This window comes from Rhodobacteraceae bacterium M385 (assembly GCA_025141835.1).
GTDB lineage: Bacteria > Pseudomonadota > Alphaproteobacteria > Rhodobacterales > Rhodobacteraceae > Gymnodinialimonas.
On sequence record CP081102.1, the window covers coordinates 2,078,508 to 2,104,853 of the forward strand.

Genomic DNA, 26,346 nt, shown 5'->3' on the forward strand with positions numbered 1-26,346 from the left:
GACTGTCGTCAGGCCTTTACCGCGCCAAAGCGGCGGTCACGGGCGCCGAAGCGGCCCACAACGGTCGCAAAGACGTCTGCCGTGAAATCCGGCCACAGCGTGTCGATAAATTCATACTCCGCATAGGCCGACTGCCACAGCAAGAAGTTGGAAATCCGCGCCTCTCCCGAGGTACGGATCACCAGATCAGGGTCTGGCAAGACGTGAGTGTCGAGGTATTTCGGAAACGTCTCATCGCAAACATCGCGCGGATGCAGTTTGCCCATGGAAACATCGTAGGCCATGCGTTTAGCGGCCCGCGCCACCTCATCGCGGCCACCATAGTTCAGCGCGATTGTCAGGTGAACGTGGTCGTTATCGGCGGTCAACAGCTCCAGCCCGTCCATCAGATCGACCAAGGCAGGCTCCAACTTGACCCGGTCACCGATGAAACGCACGCGCACCCCTTCGTCGAGAAGGTTTTGTGCCTCGCGCCGGATGTAGCGCTTGAACAGCTTCATCAGCCCCGCCACTTCCGTCTGGGTTCGCTTCCAGTTCTCGGTCGAGAAGGCAAAGATCGTCAGGTATTTCACCCCAAGATCAGGGGCCGCCCGCACGATCTCCTGCACCCTTTTGGCCCCCGCATGATGCCCCACCAACCGAGGCCGGTGCCGCATCTGCGCCCATCGCCCGTTGCCATCCATAATGATCGCAACGTGCTTGGGGGCCTTTGTCTTGTCAGACGGGCTTGGCATGGCGGGGCGTCCTTTCGGGGGGCGACCAGAAAACGGGTGCAGGTCTATGAATTCTACATCCAATCCGGCGAGGGCTGGGGCCAAAACGGCGCCCTTTCCCTCATCCAGATCATATAAACCTTAAACTTGCATGATCTCTTCTTGTTTGATCTCCAACTGATCGTCCACGCGCTTGATGAACGTATCGGTCAGCTCTTGCACCGCGCCTTCCCAGAATTTCTGGTCGTCTTCGCCAAGACCGTCGGCTTTGGCTTTCTTCACCTGATCCATGCCATCCCGGCGCACGTTGCGCACCGCGACCCGGGCGTTTTCGGCGTAGGTGCCGGCAACCTTGGTCAATTCCCGGCGCCGTTCCTCGTTCAACTCGGGGATCGGCAGCATGATGATCGTGCCGTTCAACTGTGGGTTGATGCCAAGGCCACTTTCACGAATGGCTTTCTCGACCTTGTTTACAAGGCCCTTGTCCCAAACATTCACCGTCACCATGCGCGGCTCGGGGACGTTCACTGTGCCCACTTGGTTGATCGGCGTCATCGCGCCGTAGGCGTCCACCATCACGGGCTCCAGCATGGAAGCACTGGCGCGCCCGGTGCGAAGCGAGGCGAATTCGGTGCGAAGCGATGCAATCGCCCCCTCCATCCGCCGCTCCAGATCATCAGTGTCGAGCATGAAATCGTCGGACATATCGTATCGGCCTGCTTTTGTTTCTTTACTGTCGATGCTTGTAACCTGCCACGGGGAGGTTCGACAACACTCCATCTTTGGGTGGTACTTTCTCGCGGCTCTGAACGGCTTATTTACCCTTTGTCCCTAGGAGACAGGTCTTCGGCGTAAGGAGGCTGACCATGGCGACAACGACGGTAAACCATCTATACATCGGCAAATTGACGATCATCGACAATAACGAAGCCGATTATGACACTGATAATGCTCAGGCCATCCAAGGCACCTATGGTCACGGGGATCTGGAGATTGTCGAAGTCACCCAGAACGACCCTGAAGGGGACGGTATTATCCATGATGACGAACATGGAAGCGGCGATACAATAAGCTACACCACCAGCGATGGCAGCTATACGCAGCCCGTGGACGCCTCCATCCTATATAACGCAGTCGTCACGGCACGGGATGGCACCCAGTTTTCGACCTCTCTTATCGTAAAGCAAATGCAAAACGGCGACACGTTTGTTGTCGATCCGGAAGGGGGCAGCCTCGACAATATCAAGATCACAAGCATCCAGCTTGTCTCGCCGGCCTCTACAAATTACGTCGGGGCCGCCGAGCGCTACTCGGTCGAGAATTCAGTGGTGTGCTTTTGTTCTGGCACCTTGATCGATACGCCAAACGGCCCGGTGCGGGTGGAAACGCTGCGCCCCGGCGATCAGGTGCTTACCGCCGATCACGGCCCCCAGACCCTGCGATGGATTGGCGGGCAACGGCTGCCCCACCCCGGCCTCCATGCCCCGATCAAGATTTCGACGGGCGCGTTGGGCAATGGATTGCCAAACCAGCCCCTGGCGGTCTCTCCACAACACCGCATCTTGGTGCAATCGCCCATCGTGCAGCGCATGTTCGGCGTGACCGAGGTTCTTGTACCCGCCCTGCGCCTGCTGGATCATCCCGGCGTGGCCCAAGCCCCCGGCGACACGCCGACGCGGTATTGGCACATGCTATTTGATAGGCATGAAGTCGTCTGCGCCAACGGCATATGGGCAGAATCGCTGTTTCTGGGGCCAGAGGCGGTGAAATCCATTGGCGCGGCGGCGGTCGCAGAAATCCTGTCGATCTTTGCAGTGGACAGCCTGGACGATCTTGAACAACTCACCCGAACCCACGCGCGCCCGGTGCCCGCGCCCAAACGCCAGAAGCGGCTGGCACAGCGCCACATTGCCAATTTGCGGGCGTGGCAGGCCCAAAGACCCGCCACAGCCCTGCCTAGTCGTGGACGCGCGTGAACGTGCCCTGCCCCGACAAAATCGTGCGGAACCCGCCCGGTTCATCAAGGGAAAAGACCATGATCGGCAGGTCGTTTTCGCGGGCCAATGCGATGGCGCTGGCGTCCATGACGCCCAGATGCTGCGCCAGAACCTCGTCATAGGTCACGGATTCGTAGCGCTTGGCATCGGCGTGCTTGGCGGGGTCTTTATCGTAAACGCCGTCCACCTTGGTGCCCTTGAAGATCGCCTCGCAATCCATCTCCGAGGCTCGCAGTGTCGCCGCCGTATCGGTGGTGAAATAGGGGTTCCCGGTGCCCGCCGCAAAGATGCAAACGCGCTTCTTCTCTAGGTGACGAATGGCGCGGCGGCGAATGTAGGGCTCTGCCACCTCGTTCATCGTAATGGCCGAAATGACGCGGGTATAGACGTTCAGGCTTTCCAACGCGCCCTGCATCGCCAGCGCGTTCATCACTGTGGCCAACATGCCCATGTAATCGGCCGTCGTCCGCTCCATCCCTTGGGCGCTGCCTTGCAGACCCCGAAAGATGTTGCCGCCGCCGATCACCAGGCAGATTTCCACGCCGAGCTCATGAACCGATTGGATTTCCTTGGCGATCCGCTCCACCGTGGGCGGGTGCAACCCGAACCCCTGATCGCCCATCAGCGCCTCGCCTGAGATTTTCAACATGACGCGCTTGTAGCGCACGTCGTCCCCGGAATTTGCGTCAGAGGTGACATCATTTGGCATGGAGCTGATCCTTGTTTGATATTGCCGCGCACAATGATCTAAATGGCGCGGCGGTTCAACGCCCGAAAGTGGCCGATTTCCGCCCCCTGATGCACAAGTGGCCATGCTTTGATTGATATCGCGTCCCTCCCCTCCGACAAACCGGTCCTGATCGCCGGGCCAACGGCGTCGGGCAAGACCGCGCTGGCGATTTCCATCGCTCAGGCGCAGTCGCGGGTCATCGTGAACGCCGATGCGTTGCAGGTCTATGACGGTTGGCGCGTGCTCACCGCCCGCCCCTCGCCCGAGGAAACATCCGCCGCCCCCCACCACCTCTTCGGCCATGTCCCCTTCACCGCGCATTACGACGTGGGCCAATGGCTCAAGGATGTTACGCCCTTCCTGCCCCAAAACCCCGTGATCGTCGGTGGCACGGGCCTGTACTTTCGCGCCCTCACCCAGGGCCTCGCCGATATCCCCCCCGTCCCCGCCGACGTCCGTGCCAAGGCCGACGCTCTCCCCTCTGAGCAACTTCTCGCCGAGCTGCACGCGGGCGACCCGGCGCTCACCGCCCGCATCGATTGCCACAACCGTATGCGCGTCCAGCGCGGGTGGGAGGTGCTCCGCGCCACCGGTCGCCCCCTCTCCCAATGGCAAGACGATACCGCGCCGCCCCTCCTTCCGCTCCCGGCCACCACCGCGCTTGCCCTGATGCCCGATCGTGACTGGCTCAACACCCGCATTGCCCGACGCTTCGACCAGATGATCGCCCAAGGCGCCCTCGATGAGGCCCAACAAAACCTGGCCCGCTGGCCCCAAGCGGGCGGTGCCGCCAAAGCCATCGGCGCGCCCGAACTCATCGCGTACCTGCAAGGCACCCTCTCCCTCGACGCGGCGCGCGAGGCTGCGATCATTGCCACGCGCCAATACGCCAAACGCCAACGCTCTTGGCTGCGCTCCAACACAAAGCACTGGACTCAAGTCTCGCTCCCCTAAGAAATTCCTCGTTCTTGAAATATCCCGGGGGAGCTGCGCGGCCCTGCCGTGCAGTGGGGGCAGCGCCCCCTAATTCTTAACAAAAGAATCAATCGCCGCATCTGACGCAAAACGCCAACATCTCCCCTTTGCACCACCTCGCCCCAACGCTAGCTTAGACCAATGTTTGAGATGTCGAAAAAACCCATTGTTCACGCCGTTGCCTCTTTGGGCAAACTGCGTATGCAAGGCGCTTGGCGGGTGGAGCTTTTGCACGCCTCTCCGCGCAATCGCCTCTATTGGATCACCCGCGGTCAGGGTCGCGTCACGGTTAATTGCGTGACACGGGGCTACGGCCCCAATACGGCGGTCTTCGTGCCCGCCCACGTTCCGATGGCGCTGGAGCTTGCCTCTCAAACCCAAGGGTTGGAGCTTTGCATTCCCACCGATGAGAATTTGGCCCTCCCCAAAGACCCCTTCCACCTGCGGGTCTCCAACATCGAAAGCCAGGCCACGATCACCTCTCATATTGAGAAGATCGAAGGTGAATTGGCCGCCCAGGCACCCGCCCTGGATCAGGCTCTCACCGCCTATTCTCTCTTGGTGTCCACATGGATGGCCCGAGAGCTGGCGCGGCAAGAAGGCCCCATCGCCCGTGAAAACGCCCATCGTCTGGTCGAGATGTTCGCCGCCAAACTGGAAGAGAACTTTCGCAGCGGCATCGGCGTCTCAGATTACGCCAAGCTTCTGCAAGTGACCCCCACCCACCTCAGCCGAGTCTGCCGGGAAGCTTCGGGCCGTCCGGCGCTCGCGCTTCTGACGGAACGCACCATGTACGAGGCCCGGCGGCTGTTGCAGGAAACCGACCTTCCGGCCCGTGAAGTCGCGCAGCAGTTGGGGTTCTCCTCGCCGGCCTATTTCACCCGTGCCTTCAGCCAATCTGTGGGCCGTACTCCGTCCGAGTTCCGCAAGCCACCCCTGCGCGCCTGATTCCCGGCTCCGGTGCCCAGGGTACCGGTCCCTGAAATTACGACATACCTGTATACTTCTTATTGGTTGCATCCGACGTCGATGTCGGTTCTGATCAAGTTGGATGTCGCAAATAGACCATTTGATGGCGTAACTAACGATTGACGCAGGCCCTTGATCCGGATGCTAATGAAGTTAGTTGGCTTTGAGCTGAACCCCTTTGGGCGCGTAGTACGCCCGAAGGGGTCGGTCTAACGGGCGACACGAAAACAACATAACGACGTCACAGGGAGACGACGACACATGAAAGATTTCACTCACACGCGCGCAGAGGCAGGTCTTTCGACCCACCCCGTCGCCGAGATGTATGCCGCCGAGCATAAGGCCGGCAAACTGGACCGTCGCGAATTCCTCGTGCGCTCCACCGCTTTGGGTCTGACTGCCACAGCAGCCTATTCGCTGATCGGCGCCACACCGGCCCGCGCCGACGGCCACCGCGCCGTGCCCGCCCAAGGCGGCACATTGCGCATTCAGCAAGAAGTCCGCGCCCTCAAAGACCCGCGTACCTATGATTGGTCGCAAATGGGCAACGTTACCCGTGGCTTTGTTGAGTATCTGATCCAGTACAATAACGATGGCTCGTTCGAGGGCGTTCTGCTGGAAAGCTGGGAAGCCAATGAAGACGCCACCGTGTACACGTTGAACGTGCGCCAAGGCGTGATGTGGAACAACGGCGATGCCTTCACCGCCGAAGATGTTGCCGCCAACCTGATCGGCTTCTGTGACAGCACCGTTGAAGGTAACTCCATGGCCACCCGTATGGGCGGTCTTGTGGACCCCGACACCGGCGTTGCCCGTGAAGGCGCGATCGAGGTCGTGGACGAATACACCGTGCGCGTCACCTACCCCGCGCCCGACATTACTTTCGTGCCCGGCGTCGCTGATTACCCCTCGGCGATCCAGCACCGTGACCTGATCGGCACCAACCCGGCCGACCACGGCGTGGGCACCGGCGCCTACGAGATCACCAACTACGAAGTGGGCGTCTCTGCCACGCTGTCGCGCAAAGAAGGCCACACCTACTGGCGTGACACCTATCTGGACGAAATCCAGTTCGTTGACCTCGGCCAAGACCCGGCCGCTTGGTTTGCAGGTGCGGAAGCTGACGAATTCGACATGACCTACGAGACGGTCGGCGAATTCATCGACTTGTTCGATGCCATCGGTTGGAACAAAGGCGAAGTGACCACTGCGGCCACCGTTGTAATCCGTCCCAACCAGAACAACGCGCCCTACGACGATGTGCGCGTGCGTAACGCCATCCAGATGGCGGTGAACAACCAGGTCTGCCTCGATCTGGGTGTGAACGGTCAGGGTGTTGTGGCCGAAAATCACCACGTCTGCCCGATCCACCCTGAGTATGCGGAGCTTCCGCCTCAGGTGTTTGATCCCGAAGGCGCACGCGCGTTGCTGGAAGAATCCGGCCACGCCGATACCGAGTTCGAACTGGTCTCCATCGACGATGATTACCGCAAGAATACGACCGACGCCGTTGCCGCTCAGCTGCGCGACGCCGGATTCAATGTCACGCGGACAATCATTCCCGGTTCCACCTTCTGGAACGATTGGACGACCTATCCGTTCTCGTCGACCAACTGGAACCACCGTGAATTGGGCGTGATGATCCTTAATCTCGCGTACCGGACCGGTGTGCCATGGAACGAGTCGGGCTTCTCCAACGAAGAGTTTGACACGCTTCTGACGGAAGCCAACGGCATTCAGGACGCCGATGCACGTCGCGAGGTCATGGTTCGTCTGGAAACCATCATGCAGGAAGAGGGTGTGACGCTTCAGCCCTATTGGCGCTCTCTCTATAACCACGCCCGCCCCGGTGTGGTGAACGCCTCCATGCATGCCAAGTTCGAAATCAACCCCCACTACGTTGGTTTCGAAGCCTAAGCGCTTCGCATCACCGGCGCCCGCCCCATAGGCGGGCGCCGGTTTCTTCTTTCTTGGCGACGTGGGTGATTTGAACAAACCTGCGCGTCGCGGCCAAACCCGATCCGCCCTTAGGGGCCGAGGTTGGGAACGCGCCATCCAGGTTTGCGCAATTGCTGCGTATACCCAGACACAGGGGATACTTTCATGGGGGCTTTCATCCTGCGCCGGACCGGCGTGATGATCCTGACCGCACTCTGCCTGACGCTTGTTGTGTTTTTCCTGACCAACCTGTTTCCCAACCTGGAGAAACTGGCGAAAACCCAAGGCAACGCGCGCATGACCGACGAAGAGGTCGTGCGCTGGCTCGACAACAACGGCTACGGCGGCCCCATGTTGATACGCTACGGCGAATGGTTGGGTGTGATGCCCGGCTGGACGCTGGAAGACCCCGAGACCGGTGAAATCACCGGACGCTGCATTGATTTCGGCATCGATCCCGCCGATGCGCCCACCCGCTGTGGGTTGCTGCAAGGGGATCTGGGCTTCTCCACCGTTTCTGACGAAGAGGTCGGCAATGTCCTTCCCGGCCGCCTTCTGCTGACCCTGAAACTGATGGGATGGGCCTTTGGCCTGATGGTGCCCGCCGCCCTTTTGGTCGGGGTTCTGGCGGGGATGCGCGAAGGCTCCCGGCTGGATCGGACGCTATCGACCTTCTCCATCGGCTCCACCGCGACGCCGGAATATGTGTCGGGCGTGATCTTCATCGTGCTCTTTGCCTCCACCACCGCGGGCGTGTCTGGCACGCTGACGGAATGGGGCTGGCTCGGCGGGGACGGCTGGCTTGGCGACCGCCGCACCCTGTTCCTCGGCTCGGCCCGCTCCGCGATGGAAGACATCACCTTCTGGAATTTCGCCCTGCCCGTCACCACCATTGCCCTCTACGGCATGGGCTACATCGCGCGAATGACCCGCGCTTCCATGGCCGAGGTGATGACCGCGCAATACATCCGCACGGCCCGCCTCAAGGGCGTCAGCTTCCGCAACATCGTGATGAAACACGCCCTGCGCAACGCCCTGATCGCGCCCTTCACCGTCATCATGCTGCAATTCCCGTGGCTCCTGACCGGCGTGGTGATCGTCGAGACGCTGTTCAATTACAACGGCTTTGGCTGGACCATGGTTCAAGCGGCGTCCAACAACGATATCGAACTGCTTCTGGCCTGCTCCATCGTTGCCGTCTTCGTGGTCCTGCTGACGCAGCTGATCTCGGACATCGGCTACGTCTTCCTCAACCCTCGCATTCGCATCTCTTAAGGAGCCAGAGCAATGGAACCTCTCACCTGGTCCGGCTCCCTCGGAGCTTTCCTCAACCCGCTGCTCGTCGCCGCTTTGGTGATCTTCACCGTAGGTTTCGTGGTCAACATCCTCCTGACCCTTGCTGGCACCCGCGCCGGAGAGCTGGAGTTCAACGGCGACGGCACCATGTCCGTGCGCTACACGCCCATCGACTACGCACTGTCCACGATGAAATACGGCGTGCTGCTGTTTGTGCTGTGCTGTTTCGGCTTCATCATTGGCGGCATCGTTCTGCCCACGATCGAACAAAAGGGCATCCTTGGGGCCATGGCCCTACGGCTTCTTCCGGTCTGGATCGCGCTGATCGTGACCTTCGTCCTCTCGATCACCTTCAAGCGCAAGCTGGGGCTTTATGGCAAACTGTTCGATAGCCCCATCGGCATGGCCGGGTTCTTCCTTGTGATGTTCTGGGTCTTCGCGGCAATCTTTTCGGGCCTCTTTCCCTTGGTGCCAACCCACGGCGCGATCGACCTTGTGTCGTCCATGCGAAACGAGCTTCCCGGCACCCCATTGCCCCAAGGCGAGATCAACGAAGGCGCCTACCCCTATTACCTTTTGGGCGGCGACAATCTGGGCCGTGACGTGTTCTCCCGCGTGTTCTTCGGGGCGGCAGACGTTCTGTCCATTACGCCTGTGGCCACGCTCTTTGCCTTTATGGTGGGCATCACCCTTGGCCTGCCTGCGGGCTATTTCGGCGGCAAACTGGACACGGTGCTGACCTTCATCGCCAACCTCGCGCTGGCCTTCCCGGTCATTCTGCTGTTCTTCCTGCTGGTCACGCCGGAAATCGTCGCCGCGGGCGTGCCGCAATATATGTCGATGGTGCTGTTCCTGTTCCCGATCATGTTCCTGATCGTGCTGTTCAACTCTCGCTATCACACGGACCCGATGCGCCGGAACATCTACGTGGGCCTTGCCGCTGCGGTGGGCTTCTGGGCGTATTTCTCGTTGATCTCCAACGCCTCTGACCCCGATGCGCCAATCCGTTTCTGGCCCGAGGCGCTGGACCTCTTCGACATCACGGGCAACCTGTTGATCGTGTTTGTGTCGGTGGTCTTCGTGAACTCCCCCACTGTCTTCCGCATCGTGCGCGGCATCACCTTGGACGTGAAAACCCGCGACTACGTGGCCGCCGCCCAAACCCGCGGCGAAGGCCCGTGGTACATCATGCTGTGGGAAATCCTGCCCAACGCGCGCGGGCCGCTGATCGTCGATTTCTGCCTGCGCATCGGCTACACCACGATCTTGCTCGGCACCTTGGGTTTCTTCGGACTTGGCGTTTCCCCTGAATCGCCCGACTGGGGATCGACCATCAACGAAGGCCGCCGCCTTCTGACGATCTACCCCCACCCGGCCCTGCCCCCCGCGCTGGCGCTCATGACGCTGGTGCTTGGCCTCAACCTGCTGGCCGACGGCCTGCGCGAAGAGAGTTTGAAGGATTGATGGGTATGTCACCTGTATGCACAGCCTGTGTACGCCCCGGTGTACGAATGTCACAGCCCCTGGCGGGCCGGTCAGTTAAGGAATACTAACATGGCAACATCTTCCCGAACGTCCGACCGCGCGCCCTACGATGGCCCGATCCTCGAAATCGAAAACCTTTCGATCTCCTTCTTCACCCGCCTGCGCGAAATCCCCGCCGTGATGGATTTCTCTTGCACCGTGATGCCGGGCGAGGCGATGGGGCTGGTGGGCGAGTCGGGCTGCGGCAAATCCACCGTGGCCCTTGGCGTGATGCAGGATCTGGGCGTGAACGGGCGGATCGTCGGCGGCACGATCAAGTTCAAAGGACGCGATCTGAATGCGATGTCGCAAGAGGAACTGCGTGACCTGCGCGGGTCCGAGATTGCGATGATTTATCAGGAACCCATGGCGTCCCTGAACCCGGCCATGAAGATCGGCAAACAGCTGATGGAAGTGCCGATGATCCACGAAGGCGTGTCCGAGAAAGAGGCGTATAAGATGGCGCTGGACGTCGTCACAGACGTGCGCCTGCCGGACCCGGAGCGGATGCTGAAAAGCTATCCTCACCAATTGTCGGGCGGCCAACAGCAGCGCATCGTGATTGCTATGGCCTTGATGTCAAAGCCTTCTTTGCTGATCCTGGATGAACCAACCACGGCCCTTGATGTGACGGTGGAGGCAGGCATCGTGGACCTTGTGAAGGGTCTGGGCGAGAAGTACGGCACCTCCATGCTGTTCATCTCTCACAACCTTGGGCTGGTGCTGGAAACCTGTGACCGCCTCTGCGTGATGTACTCGGGTGAGGCGGTGGAAACCGGCTCTATCGAAGATGTGTTTGACGAGATGCAGCACCCCTATACGCAGGCGCTGTTCCGCTCCATCCCGCTGCCGGGTGCCGACAAGAACGCCCGCCCGCTTGTGGCGATCCCGGGCAACTTCCCCCTGCCCCATGAGCGGCCTCCGGGGTGTAATTTCGGGCCCCGCTGCGATTATTTTGAAAGCGGCCGCTGCGACGCCGCGCCGGTGCCGATGGAACGCGTCCCCGGCAATGACCGCCACGCCTCGCGCTGTGTGAAGTTCAAGGAAATCGACTGGAACGCCCCGATCGAGCTGGCCGCAACCACCGAGAAAGCGCCCATCGGCGATGTGGTCCTGAAGGTCGAAAACCTGAAGAAATACTACGAAGTCGCCGCCAACGCGCTCTTCGGCGGTGGCGACAAAAAGGTGGTTAAAGCCAATGAAACATTGAGCTTTGAGGCCCGCGAGTCCGAGACTTTGGCCATCGTGGGGGAGTCGGGCTGCGGCAAGTCCACCCTCGCCAAAGTGCTCATGGGCCTAGAGACCGCGACCGACGGCTCCATCGTCATGGGCAGTCAGGAAATTCAGAACACCGCGATCGAGGATCGGGACACAAAAACTGTCTCGAACGTCCAGATGGTGTTCCAAAACCCCTTCGACACCCTCAACCCCTCAATGACCGTTGGCCGCCAAATTATTCGCGCGCTGGAGGTCTTCAAAATCGGCAACAGCGACGCGGATCGGCGCAACCGAATGCTGGAACTGCTCGACCTGGTGAAGCTACCCCGCGCCTTTGCGGACCGGATGCCGCGCCAGCTTTCAGGCGGCCAGAAACAACGCGTCGGCATCGCGCGCGCTTTTGCGGGCGATGCCAAGATCGTGGTCGCGGATGAGCCTGTCTCGGCGCTGGATGTGTCGGTGCAAGCCGCAGTCACCGACCTGTTGATGGAGATCCAGCGCCGCGAAAAGACAACGCTTCTGTTCATCTCTCATGACCTGTCGATTGTACGCTACCTGTCGGACCGCGTGATGGTGATGTATCTGGGACATGTGGTGGAAATTGGCGATACACAACAAGTGTTTAGCCCACCCTACCACCCCTATACCGAGGCACTGTTGTCCGCTGTTCCCATCGCCGACACCTCCGTTGAGAAGAAGCATATCGTGTTGGAAGGCGACATTCCCTCGGCCATGAACCCGCCCTCGGGCTGTCCGTTCCAGACCCGGTGCAACTGGAAATCCGAAGTGCCCGGTGGCCTATGTGATCGCGACGTGCCTCCGATGCGGACCTTGGCTGATGGGCACCAGATCAAGTGTCATCTGGCGGAAGATATCCTGGCGCGGATGGACCCGGTGATTAAGATCGCGGCGGAATAGGCGACCTGAATAAGCGACACGGGCCACTGGCCCCATGCGCCCGCCGCTCCATGCGGCGACGGCTGGCCTGAGCGGCTCCCCGCCGCGTGCGGTGGGGGGCTTGAAGGCCGCCGTGCCCTAGCCTGCGCGGCTAATGTTTCCAGCCGCGACGGCAACGGATTTCAGCACCGCAAAGCCCTGCCACCCCTCGGATAAGTCCATCGCCTTGGCCGAGCGCCCGGTCACCCTCGCCAGCAAGACGTCATCACCGGAACAAAGCTGCACGATCACCCCCGGCCCGGCCCCTTCGCGTAGGGAAATAACGCTCACAGGGACGATATTCAGGGCCGATATCCCCTCGGGTCGCGTGCTGGCCAGCATGATATCTTGCGCCTCCACCCGAACCCGGACCTGCGCACCGATTGGTTGCGACACATGGGGCAACAACAACTCACCGCCGGACCAGGTTAATGCCGTTAACCCGTCGTCGTGATGGGCCGCGATGGTAGCGTTCAGCAAAGCCCCCGCCTCTCGCACCCCGAACACTGGCACCACATCGGGGTCTGCCAAAACCTCCGCCGCAGGCCCCGCCCGCACCACACGGCCCCCCTCCAGCGCCACGACCGTTGTGGCCAATCGCGCGATCTCCGGCACGGAATGGGACACGTAAAGGATCGGTATCCCAACTTCATCGCGCAAGCGCTCCAGATAAGGCAGGATTTCCGCTTTCCGGGACTCATCCAGCGCGGCCAAGGGTTCATCGAGCAGTAGCAACCGTGGGGCGCTCAACAGTGCGCGCCCAATGGCCACCCTTTGGGCCTCGCCACCTGACAAGGCACCGGGGCGGCGGCCGAGCAAGTCGCCGATCCCCAGCATCTCCACCACCGGGCCCATCTCTGCGCCGCGCATCCCGTAGGACAGGTTCGCGCGGACCGACATGTGGGGAAATAGGCGTGGTTCTTGGAATACATAGCCGATGCGTCGTTGGGGAACTGGCAGACCATCCAGCGCCATGCCGCCTACCGAGACCTGCGCCGCGTCTGCTTTAAGAACCCCAGCCACAGCCCTGACAACACTCGTTTTTCCCGCGCCCGATCGCCCAAACAGAGCCGTCACCCCCAAGGGAGCCGAAAACGCAACGTCCAACGCGAAGCCCGGAAAATCGTGCTTTACCCGAACTTCAAGCATCGGCGCCCCCGATCCGGATCCTGACCCGCCGCGCGAGCATCTCGGACACCAGAAGCGCCCCCATGGCAACAACGACAGACACGATGACCAAGCGCCACGCCGCGCCCTCGCCGCCGGGCATTTGCAGGAAGGCGTAGATGGCCGAGGGCACGGTGCGCGTGTGGCCGGGGATGTTGGAAACGAACGTAATGGTCGCGCCGAATTCGCCCATCGCCTTGGCAAACGCCAGCACGGTTCCGGTCAATATGCCCGGCGCCATCAGGGGCAGCGTGATCGTGGTAAACACCCTTAACCTTGACGCGCCCAGAGTGCTGGCGGCCTCTTCCAACTTGGGGTCCACGGCCTCCAGAGATAGGCGAATGGCCCGCACCATCAGCGGAAACGCCATGATCGCCGCGGCCAATGCCGCGCCTGTCCAGCGGAAGGCAACGCCGAGGCCAAGCGCCTCTAACGCCGCGCCCAAGGGGGCTTGGGGACCGAAGATAACCAACAAAAGGTAGCCTGTGACGACGGGCGGCAGGATCAGCGGCAAGTGGACGAAACCGTTAAGAAGGCTGTGACCGGGGAAGCGTTTGCGGGCCAAGACGTAGGCCACCGCGATGCCAAATGGCAGCGATGCCAGCGTCGCGGTCAGGGCCACGCGGAGGGATAGAGTCAAGGCCTCCCATTCGGCGGGGCCGAGAAACCCATTCATTGCGGCGCGGCCCTAAAGCCAGCCTGACTGAAGATAACCCGCGCGGTTTCCCCTTGCAGGAACTCAACAAATTCAATCGCTTGCGGCGCGGCATTCAAGGTTAACGCGGCTGGGTAGCGGATTGGCGGGTGCCACCGATCTGGCGCAAGGGTAAGGATCGAAACGCGCGGGTCTGCGAGTGCTTCCGTTTGGTAAACGATGCCCCGCCCCACCGCGCCGGTGGCCACCAGAAGCGTTGCGGCGCGGACGTTATCGGCCTCCACCACCTGATCTTGCAGCTCCTCCCAGAGGCCCATCGCCTCCAATACCGCACGGCCATAGATGCCCGCAGGCACGGAATCTGTCAGGGCCATGGCGAAGCGACCCTCATAGGGTTCCGGGATCGTGTTGAGGTTCAGGGCTTCATAAGCCTCGGTATTGATCACCAAGGCCATCGTGTTGCCAAGGATATCGCGGCGGCTGTCATCTTGCAGGACGCCGCTTTCTTCCAGCACATCCATCCAGTCGGCATTGGCCAGAAACACCACATCCGCCGGAGCGCCCGCTTGCACCTGCCGCGCCAATGCAGAGGACCCCGCGTAGGCGAGGGTGACAGAATGGCCTGTCTCTTCTTCCCATGCCGCGGCAACACGGTCGAGCGGCCCTGCCAAGCTGGCGGCGGCAAACACAAGTATATTCTCTGCCCGTGCCGGCAGCGTCAGAAGGATAGAGATCAAACAGCTAAGAAATAGTGAACGCATGGCGAAGACTATCGCCTGCCTTGCGGGGTTGGGCAAGCGGGGATGGTGTTTGGGCGTCAGGTAAACGTCGTTGGGGAACGCATTGAAATTAGGGAAAAATTAACCCGCGAAGCCGTGTGTCAGGCAGAAAAAAGGGAGGGCACTTGGCCCTCCCTAGGTTCGCTGATCAGGCTCTGATATTTGACTGCCCGTCGTGTTCTGCCTGCGGCCTGATCGGCGTCTGGGGCGAGCGCACCCGCCCCGGAACTCAGGTACCAAGTCTGGTGAGGACCTTGGCACCCGAATGGTTGGCGGGACCAAAACTCTTTCAAGAGTTTTACAAATTCCTTGCAAGGAATTTGGCCCCGGTATCCTCTGTTCAGCTACACCCGGACGTCCCGCCGCAGGTGTTGCACTTCATGCAGGTGCCGTTGCGCACCAGCGTGTAGTTACCGCATTCGCCGCAGGCCTCGCCCTCATAGCCCTGCATCTTCGCCTTTGTGCGGGCGTCAACGGCGACAGAGCCGGTGGAGACGGCCGTGGTGGAGGTTGCCGCCGCCATGGTGCCGCCGCCCTTGGTTTCAGGCACCAGCGTTTCCAGCGTGGCGACCGGGTCAGCGGCCATGCCGCCTTGCAGAACGTGCAGCTCTTGTGGGGCGCGGTTGCGCAGGTAACCGGTGGAGGCCACTTGCTTGAGCACATCAACGGCGGAGGTAGCACGGGAGCCCGGCACTTCCTCGAAGTTGCGCACGCCCTCTTCCTGCCCACGGCCCACATCGTCAAACGTGTCGCCTTTTGGAGCCACATGGGCCAAATCGGTGCGGTCCAGATAGGACACGGCCAACTCGCGGAAGATGTAGTCGAGGATCGAGGTCGCGTTCTTAATCGTCTCGTTGCCCTGGACCATGCCCGATGGCTCGAACTTGGTGAAGGTGAAGGCGTCCACAAACTCTTCCAGTGGCACGCCGTATTGCAGGCCCACGGACACGGCGATGGCGAAGTTGTTCATCATCGCGCGGAAGCCAGCGCCTTCCTTGTGCATGTCGATGAAGATCTCGCCCAGATTGCCGTCTTCATATTCACCGGTGCGCAGGTAGACCTTGTGGCCGCCCACGATGGCTTTCTGAGTGTAGCCCTTGCGGCGCTGAGGCATCTTTTCCCGAGCGCGGGAGATTTCTTTAACGATAATCTTCTCGACGACCTTCTCCGCCAGCACGTTGGCTTTCTGCTGCGGTGTGCCCGTTTCCAGGATTTCCGCGGCATCGTCGTCGTCCTCGACCAAGGCAGCGGCCAGAGGTTGCGACAGTTTGGAGCCGTCACGATACAGAGCGTTGGCTTTCACCCCCAAGGACCAAGACAGCTCGTAGGCTTTCTGGCAATCCTCGATAGAGGCGTGGTTGGCCATGTTGATCGTCTTGGAAATCGCACCCGAGATAAAGGACTGGGACGCGGCCATCATGTGGATGTGGCTATCCACGCTGAGGTAGCGTTTGCCTTTTTTCCCGCAGGGGTTCGCGCAGTCGAACACGCTAAGGTGCTCGTCCTTCAGGAACGGTGCGCCTTCCAAGGTCATGGTCCCACAGACGTGATCGTTTGCGGCTTCAATATCAGCTTTGGAGAAGCCGAGGTGACGCAGCAGGTCGAACGTGGGATCGTTCAGTTTTTCCGCAGGGATACCAAGGGTTTCGGTGCAGAAGTCTGCGCCGAGAGTCCACTGGTTAAACACGAAGCGGATATCGAAGGCTTGTGGCAAGGCCTCTTCGATCTTGGTGATTTCAGCGGGGCCGAAACCATGCCCGATCAGGCTGGTGTGGTTGATGCCGGGCGCCTGACCGATGGTGCCGTGTCCAACCGCATAGGCGATGATCTCTTCGATCTGGCTGGAGGAATAGCCCAGTGTCTCCAGCGCGGCAGGCACAGACTGGTTGATGATCTTGAAGTAACCGCCACCGGCCAGCTTCTTGAACTTCACCAGGGCGAAGTCCGGCTCGATGCCGGTGGTGTCGCAGTCCATCACAAGGCCGATGGTGCCCGTGGGCGCCACAACGGTTGCTTGCGCGTTGCGGTAGCCGTGCTGCTCGCCCAGGGTCAACGCTTCGTCCCATGCTTGCTTGGCAAGGCTGACCAGCGTTTGGTCGGGGCAGTTGGCGTGGTCGAGGGCAACGGGGTTCACGTTCACCGCCTCATAGCCGTCGGTCTTGCCGTAGGCCGCGTTGCGGTGGTTGCGGATCACCCGCAGCATGTGCTCGCGGTTCTTCTTGTAGCCTGCGAAGGGCCCAAGCTCGGAAGCGATCTCGGCGGAGGTCGCATAAGCCACACCGGTCATGATCGCGGTGAGCGAGCCGCACAAGGCGCGGCCTTCGGCGCTGTCATAGGAATGCCCCATGTTCATCAGCAAGCCGCCGATGTTGGCGAAGCCAAGGCCAAGGGTGCGGAAGTCGTAGGAGCGTTGGGCGATTTCCTTGGAGGGGAACTGCGCCATCATCACCGAGATTTCCAGCGTCAGCGTCCAAAGACGGCAGGCGTGGATGTAGCTTTCCGCGTCAAAAGTACCGCCATTGTAGAAGGTCAGCAGGTTCATCGACGCCAGGTTACAAGCGGTGTCGTCAAGGAACATGTATTCAGAGCACGGGTTGGAGCCGCGAATTTCGCCGTCCTCGGGGCATGTGTGCCATGCGTTGACCGTGTCGTGGTACTGGATGCCGGGATCGGCACAGGCCCAAGCGGCGTGGCCGACTTTTTCCCACAGGTCGCGGGCTTTGATCGTCTTGGCAACCTCGCCGTCGCGGCGGTTCATCAAGCTCCAGTCGTCGTCGTTTTCAACGGCCTTGAGGAAGGCATCGGTGACGCGGATGGAGTTGTTGGAGTTCTGGCCAGAGACCGAGTTATACGCCTCGCTGTCCCAATCGGTGTCGTATGTCGGGAACTCAATGCTGGTGTGGCCCTGCTTGGCGTAATCCAGTACGCGCTTGACATAAGTCTCGGGGATCATGACCTTTTTGGCTTCGCGGATCGCGCCTTTCAGAGCGTCGTTCTTGGCCGGGTCAACCGCATCATCCAGGGAGCCGTCCCATGTCTTGATTGCGCCGAAGATACCGTTAAGCATCTTTTCGTGCATCTTGGAACCGGCCACGATGGAAGCAACTTTCTGCTCCTCCAGCACTTTCCATTCGATGAATTCTTCCACATCGGGGTGGTCGGCATCGACGATAACCATTTTGGCCGCGCGGCGCGTGGTGCCGCCGGACTTGATCGCGCCGGCCGCGCGGTCACCGATCTTCAGGAAGCCCATCAAACCGCTCGATTTACCGCCGCCCGACAGTTTCTCGCCCTCACCGCGCAGGTGAGAGAAGTTGGTGCCGGTGCCAGAGCCGTATTTGAACAGACGCGCTTCACGCACCCAAAGGTCCATGATCCCGCCGTCGTTCACCAAATCGTCCTGTACGCCTTGAATGAAGCAGGCGTGGGGCTGTGGATGCTCATAGGAAGAGGTGGATTTCGTCAGCTTGCCGGTCTTGTAGTCCACATAATGGTGGCCCTGCGCGGGGCCGTCGATGCCATAGGCCCAATGCAGGCCCGTGTTGAACCACTGCGGGCTGTTGGGCGCTGCCATCTGGCGCGCCAGCATCAGCTGCATTTCGTCGAAATAGGCCTGCGCGTCCGCTTCAGAGGTGAAGTAGCCGCCCTTCCAGCCCCAGTAGGCCCAAGCGCCCGCAAGGCGCCGGAAGACCTGCTTGGCGGACGTTTCGCCGCCATAACGCTGGTCTTCCGGCATAGCCTCCAGTGCCTTTTCGTCGGCCACGTGGCGCTGAAGGAATGCGGGGACGCCCTTTTCTTTCACTGGTTTCGTTGCCGCGGGCACGCCTGCTTTGCGGAAGTATTTCTGGGCGATCACGTCCGAGGCAACCTGGCTCCAGCCGGTCGGCACTTCGACGTTGTCGAGCTTGAACACGATCGTCCCGTCGGGGTTACGAATCTCCGACGTTGTCGTCGTGAAAGTCTGATCCGCATACACATCCGCGCCGTCGCGGGTAAATCGCCGTTCAATCTTCATGAATCTGCCTCTTTAAATTCTCACCAGAGCCTGCGGCCCATGTCCCATCCAAGCGGTCTGCCAGGGTCTTCTGCCCTCTGACCGTTCTAATCTTAGGAGCGCGTTAACAAATGCGTCGCGCACATCTTTCGTGTCGGCCGCAGATTGCTCGCGGTCGGCTATCCAAGAATGCACTCGTATCGTTACTGCTGAGGTTGCCCCCTGCCCCTGCCGGCGCTGCGCTATATGTGGTAGCGCTTGATCCGACAAACACTAAGTGGCGTATCTGGACCAATCGGGTCAATCACTTTTTTGGATAATCCACAGGGAAATATACCTTGCAATCGAGACCGATCAGCGGGGGCTCTTTTTGCTAGGTGATTCCTGCACAGAGGCATCATCTTTCAACAATGTAAGGGTTTTCCTTTAAATCGGGCGGGATAGCAGACGTGGTACATATAAAGCCGCGTGATTCACGCCACCGTTTCCATGCAACGCCCGCCCAATTCAGCACGGGTCCCCCGCGCACTACATATAGTGGGTTCATGACAGAAAAGTCACAGACAACCCGATATTGCGTGGGAACGGCCAAATCGGCCCCAATATTTAGATTGTGCTGAAAAAGTGGTCGGGGCGGCGAGATTCGAACTCACGACCCCCTGTACCCAAAACAGGTGCGCTACCAGACTGCGCCACGCCCCGACCGTGCGGGGGTCATATCCAGAGACGGGAGGGGTGTGCAAGCCCCCAGTTGCACTTCTTTATTCCGAACAGGGCCAAACAGCGATTTCTTGCGCCACAGAGGCGTGGCGCAACTGGGTTCCTGGCCCGATCCCAAAAGTTTCCGCCGTGCCCGCGTTCACCTCGAGCACATATAGAATGTCGTCGCTGCCGCCGGGAATCGGCGTTCGGTCCATGGGTATGGCATCGGTGTGGACGTTCACCACCTGCCCTGTTTCATCGGCGAAGATCATGTCGAGGGGAATCAGCGTGTTCTCCATCCAGAAGCTGACCCGCTGCGGATGGTCATATATAAAGAGCATCCCGCCAAGGCGCGGTAGCTCGGGCACATGCATCAATCCTTGGGCGCGTTCGTGCACTTCATCGGCAATGGCCACACGGAATCGGGCGCTTCCCCAGTCGCCACGCAGCTCGACCTGGTTCTCGTTGCAATTTGCAAAGGCTGGCGCGGCGACCAAAGGCATCGCCGCCAGGATCAGGCATCCAAGAAGATTACGTCGCATAGATAAGGTCTCACTTCTCTTTGTCGCGGCACAGAGCCCCGAACCCAGAGGAATGTGCCTACATCGTATCCCAGGTCCGCACTTCGGCGGCCATCTTGCCCCGTGGGCCATCGACAACCTTAACGGCAATCGCCTCACCGGGTTGCAACTCCGCGAAACCGGAATTGCGCAAAACTTCGACATGCACAAAAACATCCGTGGCATCGCCAAAGACATTGGCGAAGCCAAAGCCCTTAACCTTGTCAAACCACTTCACACGCGCCGCGACAAGGGGCACGTCCGTGACATCGGGAAGGTCGGGAAACGGGCGCGGCTCGTCCGGGGCATCGTGATCTGAGGCTTCAATAGCGATCACTTCGGTTGCCTGAAGCCCCCGCCCAGTAGTCTGCGCGCGCAACATCACGCGGGCCCCTTCCGCGATCGACCCGCGTCCAAAGCTGCGCAGCACATTTGCGTGCAACAAGATGTCAGGCCCGCCATCTTCGGCGAGCACAAACCCAAAGCCCTTGGTCGTGTCGAACCATTTTACCTGACCCGCGACCATAGCGCCGGCAGCACCATTTTCTGCGCGTCCCAAACCCATATCTCCTACATCACATGCCATAGCCCATGGTGGCACCGTTGCACGCGTACACAAGGCTAAAGAACTGCTATTTATCAATGGGTTGCAATTTCGCGTAGCGTGAAATTGTATATCGGCAACACCCAAGTCAGGTGACGTTGGCGTCACCTAAGGGTTCAGGCGCTGAACCGACCAAGGCGATTCCGGCCCGTTTCGACGCCACTGAAACCGGTCGTGAAGGCGGAACGCGCCGTCGGCCCAAAACTCGATTTCCGTCGGCACGATCCTAAACCCGCCCCAGAATGGCGGCCGATCAGGGTTGGGTCCCTTCGCAGCCGTGACCCGTGCTACATCGGCCATCAGTGACGCGCGACTGTCCAAAGGTTTCGACTGATCCGACGCCCAGGCCCCCAGACGGCTTTTGAGGGAACGCGACTTATAGTAGGCATCGGCCTGCGGTCCGGCGACTTTCTCGGTCGTCCCCCTCACGCGAATTTGACGACGCAGGCTTTTCCAATGCATCACAAAGGCGGCTTTTTGTGTCGCGTCTATCTCTTGCCCCTTGGCCGAGCCGTAGTTGGTATAGAAGACAAAACCACCCTGCCCTGCCCCCGGTGCCTCGATCTCTTTCAACAAGACCATCCGCGCGTTCGGCATGCCCGACGCATCGACGGTGGATAGCGCGATGGCATTTGGGTCATTGGGCTCGGTCGCTTCGGCCTCTTCCAGCCAAGTCTGCGCCAGCGCAAAGGGATCATCGCCCGCAAAAATGCCGTTTCGCTCACTCATCTGATGCCTCCTGATCCTCGTTGTTTACTGAGCTAGCGGGCAACAGCCGCCCCGACAAGAGGCACCGACCCGCAGCCTAGTTCTTGAAGCCCTGCATGTGATGGCCTACGAGAGTGTCAACAAACGATTAAGAGAATGGGACACACGATGGGTATGATGGACGGTAAGCGCGGTCTGATTATGGGCCTGGCCAACGATAAATCCATCGCATGGGGGATCGCCAAGGCGCTCGCTGCGGAAGGGGCTGAACTGGCCTTCTCGTATCAGGGCGATGCATTGCTCAAGCGCGTGGGGCCATTGGCCGAACAGCTGGGATCGTCGCTGGTCATCCCCTGCGATGTTGGCGACGAGGCGTCCTTGGACAGCCTGTTCGAGACATTGGGCAAGGAATGGGACAACCTGGACTTCGTCGTCCACGCCATTGGTTTCTCGGACAAAAATGAGCTGCGCGGGCGCTACGTCGAAACCTCCCCTTCGAACTTCGAGATGACGATGAACATCTCTGTCTATTCATTCACCGCCGTGTGCCAACGGGCCGAGAAGATGATGAACAACGGCGGCTCGTTGCTGACGCTCACCTATTACGGTGCCGAACGTGTGATGCCCCACTACAACGTCATGGGCGTGGCTAAAGCCGCGCTTGAGGCGTCGGTCATGTATCTGGCCGAGGATCTGGGCCGCGACGGCATCCGCGTCAACGCGATTTCCGCCGGCACGATCAAGACCCTCGCCGCGTCGGGCATCGGTGATTTCCGCTACATCCTGAAGTGGAACGAGAATAATTCGCCCCTGCGCCGTACCGTGACCCAGGATGAGGTCGGCAAGTCCGCGCTGTATTTGCTGTCCGACATGGGCAGTGCCGTCACCGGAGAGGTTCACCACGTTGATGCGGGCTACCACGTCATCGGAATGAAGAACCCAGAGGCGCCCGACATGAGCATCGAGAAGAAGGGCGAGTAAGATGACAACGCAGCTGCCCCACGAAAAAGGCTTCCACATCTCTTGGGACCAAATCCACCGCGACAGCCGAGCGTTGGCGTGGCGCTTGGATGGCAAAGGCCCCGATGACGGCGCATGGCGCGCGGTGGTGGCGATCACACGCGGCGGCATGGCACCCGCGATGATCGTGGCGCGAGAGTTGGACATCCGCACGGTCGATACGATCTCTGTCGTGTCTTACCATTCCGGCGGCGGCAAAGCCGACCAGCGCCGCGAGGCGAAGGTGCTGAAATCCCCCGACGCCGAGATCATGGGCGACGGCGAAGGCATCTTGATCGTCGATGATCTGGTGGACAGCGGCAAAACGCTGGAACTGGTCCGCTCGCTCTACCCCAAGGCGCATTTCGCAACGGTCTACGCCAAGCCGGAAGGCGAGCCGATGGTGGACACGTTTATTACGGGCGTGAGCCAAGACACCTGGATCTTCTTCCCGTGGGACATGGCCCTGCAATACGTGGAGCCGTATCGCGGCAAGGATTGACTGGGGGCGATGGGGTGCGAGTCTGCCCCAGACGAAATAGTCGCTAAATAATCAACCGATTTGCGCGCTTACGGGCCGGAGCGGACCTTCGTGCTTTGTTGGTAGGAGCGCCACAAGTGCGGACAGGAGCGGTCGTGGCCGCTCCAAAATGCGTTGAACCAAACTCTTGACCTTTCCACTTAGGGGCGACCAACTTTGACTCTCAATAGAGTATTAAATTATTAGGTTCAAATGATGCACGAAGAACGATTGAAGCTTATTAGTGTCTCATTTGAAAGCAGAGCTGTTTGTTACATTCAATTGTTTCGTAAGTTTCCAGATGGCGCACGGTGTGGCGCTGCAAGTGCGACAGGTTTCCATTGGTCATTTGGGGGAAAATTATATTTGATCACAAATCGGCACAATGTGACTGGTTTGGACCCGACTACAGGAAACCCAGTTGGGAGTTTTACGCCTACTCATATGCACGTTTGGTTCAATGAGATGGCTGATCAAGTAGTAGAGGAGGGGCGGCGCGTCATTTTTGCTGGCAAAGAGATCGCCCTATTCGACAGTTCTGATGTGCCTGTTTGGCTTGAACACCATCTGGGTAGTCAGGTCGATATCGTTGCCATTCCGATAGAAGACTATGATTTTCGAAAGAAAATTTACACCGTTAATCAAAAGCAACAGTTGTCGGATTTCCACCCAATGTGTGGCGATGACTGCTTTATCGTCGGTTATCCTGAAGGGTTGTCGGGACCTTCAGGCACGCCGATATGGAAGCGAGCCTCGATTGCGACAGAGCCTGAGCTAGACTACGACAATAAACCTTTGTTTTTGGCCGATTCTCTTACTCGTAAAGGGATGTCTGGATCACCGGTGTTTGCACGAGTGCCGGGCCTTTGGGGTCAAGAAGGCGCACAACTTAGTATCGGAGGATCCTCAAGTATCTTAGGTTACTGGACGAAATTCATTGGCGTTTATGCGGGACGGGAGGCAAGTGAAAGCGAAGGTTTTCAATTGGCTAGAGTGTGGAAGCATTCAGTTCTAAATGAGCTGATTTCATCGGGCGTAACGCCGAGAAATCCTCATCTGTGATTTATGATCTTCAAATAATTAATCTGCCGAAGTTACCGTCCGCTGTGGCGTGGAAATAGGCTTTCGTCGCATGTTGAATGAAGGTTCGCAGCCGGGAAACAGGCAAAGCTTTATAAGCACCTCTGCCTGCGCAAAGCTGCCGCTGCTAGAGGGCGCAGCGAACAACCCCTCCCCGCCCCTTTGCCAGCCTTCCTGCAATGCGCAGCATCCAACACTATGCGCTCACACCTGTCCTTCGCTGCCCTCTCCTCAATCACTCAAACTGGCCCGCGTCGCGCCTATCTGTTCAATCGCGATCGCCAGATGCTTGTCGCCGATCGCCTCGTCCCCGGCCTCTACCCGGACCTTGTGTGCGGCCATCAAAACATCGGCGTGGGTATGTCCCGCGGGTGGCTCGAACCGATATGATGCCAGCTCGATCAGCATCCCCAGAGGGTCACGGAAGTAGATGGAGTTCATGAAGCCCCGGTCCTTCTCGCCCGAATGCGTGATGCCACGCGCGTCGAGCCGCTCGACCAGTTGGCTGTACATCGACTGACTGACCGCAAACGCCACGTGGTGCATCTGCCCCACCTCTTGCGCCGCCGCCTGCCCGGACGGTTTGCGCGCCTCGTTGGTGAAGATGGTGATCAGCCGCCCGTCGCCCGGATCGAAGTAGAGGTGGCCTTGGTCCGGGTCGTCCAGATTGGGTTGCTCGAAGATGAACGGCATCCCCAGCACGCCTTCCCAGAAGTCGATGGAGGTCTGACGGTCCGCGCCCATCATCGTGATGTGATGCAGGCCTTGGGATTGCAGTTTGTGCATGGGCTGTCCTTTCGGTCAGGGCGGCATGCGCGCACCCGTTAACACTTTTGTTGCACTAAACCCCAGAGTTTACCCCCTGATCAAGCGTGAGCAGACCGTTACAGGCGCCGGATCTTGAGCTGCGTCAGGCGGTTCGCCTCGCGGCCTGCCACCTCAAAGCGGAAACCGTGGAAGGCGAAGCATTGCCCCGGCAGCGGAATTGTCTGCGCCTCGTGGATCACCAGACCGGCGACGGTGTTGGCCTCATCATCGGGCAAGGTCCATTCAGCCGCGCGGTTGAGGTCACGGATCGTCATGGCCCCATCGACGGTAAAATTGCCCGCCGCGTCCGGCAGCAACGTCGGCTCTTCCGGCGTGTCGAATTCATCGGTGATTTCGCCGACGATTTCTTCAAGAATATCCTCGAGCGTGATGAGCCCCCCCAGTGCGCCGTATTCATCCACCACCAGCGCAAAGTGAGTGTGGCGGCGCAGGAACTGGCGCATCTGATCGTCGAGCGTCGTGGTTTCGGGGACGAAGTAGGGCTCCATCGCGACGGCGGAGATATCAAAGCTGTCGAGACCCGGCGCGTCCTCGCCTCGGGTCAGCCGGTCGATGGCGCGCAGAAGGTCTTTGGCGTGAACGACGCCGACGATGTTTTCGGGATCATCGCGGAACACCGGCAGGCGTGTGTGGCGCGATTGTAGGGCTTGGCTCAGGATCGCTTGGGGATCGTCATCGGCGTCGATCATCTCGATCCCGGAGCGGTGAAGCATGATCTCTTCCACTGTGCGTTCATGGAGGTCGAGCGCCCCCAAAAGCCTGTCTCGCTGTTCCTTCTCGACCGAGCCTTCCTGATGGCCGATGGTCAACGCCCCCATGATTTCTTCCTGCACAGACAACATGTTAGCCCCTGCATCAATGCGCAGACCAAAGAGACGCAGCACGCCGCGCACGACGATCCGGACCACGGCCACCACGGGCGCGATCAACGCAATGATGAGCGCGATGGGCCGGGCGATGCGGGCGGCGGAGGTTTCAGGGTTGGTGATGGCGTAGGTCTTGGGCAGCACTTCGGCAAAGATCAGGACAAGGGCCGTCATCACCAAGGTGGCCGCGACAATGGCGCCCTCGCCCAGAAGAGTGGTGAACAAGACGGTCGCCAGCGATGTGGCGAGGATGTTCACGAGGTTGTTGCCCAGAAGGATGCCGCCGATCAGCCGTTCGTTGTCTTCCTTCAGGTCCAACGCCTTTTGCGCGCCCTTGGCGGCCCGATCGTCTTTGTCGGCCATGGACCGCAACTTGCCCCGAGAGGCCGCCGTAAGCGCCGTTTCCGAGCCGGAAAAGAAGCCCGAGAACACCAATAGCGAAAGGATCACAGCCGCCACGATCCACGTGCTAGGGTCGTTGAAGGCGGCGGGATCAAAGAACGGCGCCGCGGAGGTATCGGCGGCGGGATCGAGGGGGAGCGTTTCGTTTTCCATGAATTGGTTATGGGGCTGTGGTGGCGCGCGTTC

Annotated in this window: 22 protein-coding genes and 1 tRNA gene; 10 read left to right on the forward strand and 13 right to left on the reverse strand. The window is 60.0% G+C overall.

Annotated elements, in window-relative coordinates:
• Positions 1-8: 8 nt before the first annotated feature.
• Entirely contained in the window at positions 9-734 is a 726-nt protein-coding gene (uppS, locus tag K3728_10215; protein UWQ94119.1) for a di-trans,poly-cis-decaprenylcistransferase, read from the reverse strand.
• A 120-nt stretch (positions 735-854) separates the two neighbouring features.
• Positions 855-1,418: a ribosome recycling factor gene (gene frr, locus K3728_10220; protein ID UWQ94120.1), complete on the reverse strand. Its 564-nt coding sequence runs from the start codon at positions 1,416-1,418 to the stop codon at positions 855-857.
• A gap of 161 nt (positions 1,419-1,579) precedes the next feature.
• Here frr and K3728_10225 point away from each other — a divergent pair, with 161 nt between their 5' ends.
• Positions 1,580-2,689, forward strand: a complete 1,110-nt coding sequence (locus tag K3728_10225; GenBank protein UWQ94121.1) for a Hint domain-containing protein — start codon at positions 1,580-1,582, stop codon at positions 2,687-2,689.
• Here K3728_10225 and pyrH read toward each other — a convergent pair.
• Positions 2,670-3,419 (reverse strand): UMP kinase, encoded by a 750-nt coding sequence (gene pyrH / locus K3728_10230; GenBank protein ID UWQ94122.1) that lies wholly within the window; start codon positions 3,417-3,419, stop codon positions 2,670-2,672. The two genes, K3728_10225 and pyrH, sit on opposite strands and share 20 nt — an antisense overlap.
• 108 nt (positions 3,420-3,527) lie before the next feature.
• Here pyrH and miaA point away from each other — a divergent pair, with 108 nt between their 5' ends.
• From miaA to K3728_10260, 6 genes are all read left to right on the forward strand, one after another.
• A complete protein-coding gene (gene miaA / locus K3728_10235; GenBank protein ID UWQ94123.1) occupies positions 3,528-4,394 on the forward strand; it encodes a tRNA (adenosine(37)-N6)-dimethylallyltransferase MiaA in 867 nt (288 codons plus the stop codon).
• Between the two features lie 162 nt (positions 4,395-4,556).
• Positions 4,557-5,363: an AraC family transcriptional regulator gene (locus K3728_10240; protein UWQ94124.1), complete on the forward strand. Its 807-nt coding sequence runs from the start codon at positions 4,557-4,559 to the stop codon at positions 5,361-5,363.
• 282 nt (positions 5,364-5,645) lie between these two features.
• Positions 5,646-7,301: an ABC transporter substrate-binding protein gene (locus K3728_10245; protein ID UWQ94125.1), complete on the forward strand. Its 1,656-nt coding sequence runs from the start codon at positions 5,646-5,648 to the stop codon at positions 7,299-7,301.
• A 186-nt stretch (positions 7,302-7,487) separates the two neighbouring features.
• Entirely contained in the window at positions 7,488-8,597 is a 1,110-nt protein-coding gene (locus K3728_10250) for an ABC transporter permease (GenBank protein UWQ94126.1), read from the forward strand.
• 12 nt (positions 8,598-8,609) lie between these two features.
• Positions 8,610-10,082 (forward strand): ABC transporter permease, encoded by a 1,473-nt coding sequence (locus K3728_10255; protein ID UWQ94127.1) that lies wholly within the window; start codon positions 8,610-8,612, stop codon positions 10,080-10,082.
• Positions 10,083-10,172: 90 nt separating this feature from the next.
• A complete protein-coding gene (locus K3728_10260) occupies positions 10,173-12,278 on the forward strand; it encodes an ABC transporter ATP-binding protein (protein UWQ94128.1) in 2,106 nt (701 codons plus the stop codon).
• A 117-nt stretch (positions 12,279-12,395) separates the two neighbouring features.
• On the opposite strand, the gene modC is transcribed toward K3728_10260, so the two are convergent.
• The 8 genes from modC to pdxH form a co-directional block, all read right to left on the reverse strand.
• Positions 12,396-13,445: a molybdenum ABC transporter ATP-binding protein gene (gene modC, locus K3728_10265; protein ID UWQ94129.1), complete on the reverse strand. Its 1,050-nt coding sequence runs from the start codon at positions 13,443-13,445 to the stop codon at positions 12,396-12,398.
• Complete coding sequence (modB, locus tag K3728_10270; GenBank protein ID UWQ94130.1) at positions 13,438-14,139, reverse strand: molybdate ABC transporter permease subunit; 702 nt, start codon at positions 14,137-14,139, stop codon at positions 13,438-13,440. Before modB ends, modC begins: the two co-directional genes overlap by 8 nt.
• On the reverse strand, positions 14,136-14,879 hold the full coding sequence (gene modA / locus K3728_10275) for a molybdate ABC transporter substrate-binding protein (protein ID UWQ94131.1): 744 nt from the start codon (positions 14,877-14,879) through the stop codon (positions 14,136-14,138). Before modA ends, modB begins: the two co-directional genes overlap by 4 nt.
• Positions 14,880-15,237: 358 nt before the next feature.
• The gene (locus K3728_10280; GenBank protein ID UWQ94132.1) at positions 15,238-18,912 is read right to left on the reverse strand and encodes a vitamin B12-dependent ribonucleotide reductase; all 3,675 of its coding nucleotides are present in this window, start codon (positions 18,910-18,912) and stop codon (positions 15,238-15,240) included.
• Between the two features lie 604 nt (positions 18,913-19,516).
• Positions 19,517-19,593 (reverse strand) — tRNA-Pro (locus K3728_10285).
• A gap of 59 nt (positions 19,594-19,652) precedes the next feature.
• The gene (locus K3728_10290) at positions 19,653-20,135 is read right to left on the reverse strand and encodes a DUF192 domain-containing protein (GenBank protein ID UWQ94133.1); all 483 of its coding nucleotides are present in this window, start codon (positions 20,133-20,135) and stop codon (positions 19,653-19,655) included.
• A 58-nt stretch (positions 20,136-20,193) separates the two neighbouring features.
• Entirely contained in the window at positions 20,194-20,739 is a 546-nt protein-coding gene (locus K3728_10295; protein UWQ94134.1) for a cold shock domain-containing protein, read from the reverse strand.
• 126 nt (positions 20,740-20,865) lie between these two features.
• Positions 20,866-21,486, reverse strand: a complete 621-nt coding sequence (gene pdxH, locus K3728_10300; protein ID UWQ94135.1) for a pyridoxamine 5'-phosphate oxidase — start codon at positions 21,484-21,486, stop codon at positions 20,866-20,868.
• Between the two features lie 147 nt (positions 21,487-21,633).
• Here pdxH and fabI point away from each other — a divergent pair, with 147 nt between their 5' ends.
• The 3 genes from fabI (at position 21,634) to K3728_10315 (ending at position 24,046) form a co-directional block, all read left to right on the forward strand.
• Positions 21,634-22,446: an enoyl-ACP reductase FabI gene (fabI, locus tag K3728_10305; GenBank protein UWQ97512.1), complete on the forward strand. Its 813-nt coding sequence runs from the start codon at positions 21,634-21,636 to the stop codon at positions 22,444-22,446.
• 1 nt (position 22,447) lies between these two features.
• Positions 22,448-22,966: a xanthine phosphoribosyltransferase gene (gene gpt, locus K3728_10310; GenBank protein UWQ94136.1), complete on the forward strand. Its 519-nt coding sequence runs from the start codon at positions 22,448-22,450 to the stop codon at positions 22,964-22,966.
• A 231-nt stretch (positions 22,967-23,197) separates the two neighbouring features.
• Entirely contained in the window at positions 23,198-24,046 is an 849-nt protein-coding gene (locus K3728_10315) for a serine protease (protein UWQ94137.1), read from the forward strand.
• 249 nt (positions 24,047-24,295) lie between these two features.
• On the opposite strand, the gene K3728_10320 is transcribed toward K3728_10315, so the two are convergent.
• On the reverse strand, positions 24,296-24,850 hold the full coding sequence (locus K3728_10320; GenBank protein ID UWQ94138.1) for a VOC family protein: 555 nt from the start codon (positions 24,848-24,850) through the stop codon (positions 24,296-24,298).
• Positions 24,851-24,948: 98 nt separating this feature from the next.
• Entirely contained in the window at positions 24,949-26,313 is a 1,365-nt protein-coding gene (locus K3728_10325; protein ID UWQ94139.1) for an HlyC/CorC family transporter, read from the reverse strand.
• Positions 26,314-26,346 lie beyond the last annotated feature (33 nt).

Coding starts and splice junctions, on each gene's coding strand:
- K3728_10280 (UWQ94132.1), bottom strand. CDS start 18,912: ATGAAGATTGAACGGCGATTTACCCGCGACGGCGCGGATGTGTATGCG.
- K3728_10290 (UWQ94133.1), bottom strand. CDS start 20,135: ATGCGACGTAATCTTCTTGGATGCCTGATCCTGGCGGCGATGCCTTTG.
- K3728_10245 (UWQ94125.1), top strand. CDS start 5,646: ATGAAAGATTTCACTCACACGCGCGCAGAGGCAGGTCTTTCGACCCAC.
- fabI (UWQ97512.1), top strand. CDS start 21,634: ATGGGTATGATGGACGGTAAGCGCGGTCTGATTATGGGCCTGGCCAAC.
- K3728_10320 (UWQ94138.1), bottom strand. CDS start 24,850: ATGCACAAACTGCAATCCCAAGGCCTGCATCACATCACGATGATGGGC.
- K3728_10240 (UWQ94124.1), top strand. CDS start 4,557: ATGTTTGAGATGTCGAAAAAACCCATTGTTCACGCCGTTGCCTCTTTG.
- pyrH (UWQ94122.1), bottom strand. CDS start 3,419: ATGCCAAATGATGTCACCTCTGACGCAAATTCCGGGGACGACGTGCGC.
- K3728_10315 (UWQ94137.1), top strand. CDS start 23,198: ATGATGCACGAAGAACGATTGAAGCTTATTAGTGTCTCATTTGAAAGC.
- gpt (UWQ94136.1), top strand. CDS start 22,448: ATGACAACGCAGCTGCCCCACGAAAAAGGCTTCCACATCTCTTGGGAC.
- pdxH (UWQ94135.1), bottom strand. CDS start 21,486: ATGAGTGAGCGAAACGGCATTTTTGCGGGCGATGATCCCTTTGCGCTG.
- modA (UWQ94131.1), bottom strand. CDS start 14,879: ATGCGTTCACTATTTCTTAGCTGTTTGATCTCTATCCTTCTGACGCTG.
- K3728_10225 (UWQ94121.1), top strand. CDS start 1,580: ATGGCGACAACGACGGTAAACCATCTATACATCGGCAAATTGACGATC.
- uppS (UWQ94119.1), bottom strand. CDS start 734: ATGCCAAGCCCGTCTGACAAGACAAAGGCCCCCAAGCACGTTGCGATC.
- modC (UWQ94129.1), bottom strand. CDS start 13,445: ATGCTTGAAGTTCGGGTAAAGCACGATTTTCCGGGCTTCGCGTTGGAC.
- modB (UWQ94130.1), bottom strand. CDS start 14,139: ATGAATGGGTTTCTCGGCCCCGCCGAATGGGAGGCCTTGACTCTATCC.
- K3728_10325 (UWQ94139.1), bottom strand. CDS start 26,313: ATGGAAAACGAAACGCTCCCCCTCGATCCCGCCGCCGATACCTCCGCG.
- K3728_10295 (UWQ94134.1), bottom strand. CDS start 20,739: ATGGCATGTGATGTAGGAGATATGGGTTTGGGACGCGCAGAAAATGGT.
- K3728_10255 (UWQ94127.1), top strand. CDS start 8,610: ATGGAACCTCTCACCTGGTCCGGCTCCCTCGGAGCTTTCCTCAACCCG.
- frr (UWQ94120.1), bottom strand. CDS start 1,418: ATGTCCGACGATTTCATGCTCGACACTGATGATCTGGAGCGGCGGATG.
- K3728_10260 (UWQ94128.1), top strand. CDS start 10,173: ATGGCAACATCTTCCCGAACGTCCGACCGCGCGCCCTACGATGGCCCG.
- K3728_10250 (UWQ94126.1), top strand. CDS start 7,488: ATGGGGGCTTTCATCCTGCGCCGGACCGGCGTGATGATCCTGACCGCA.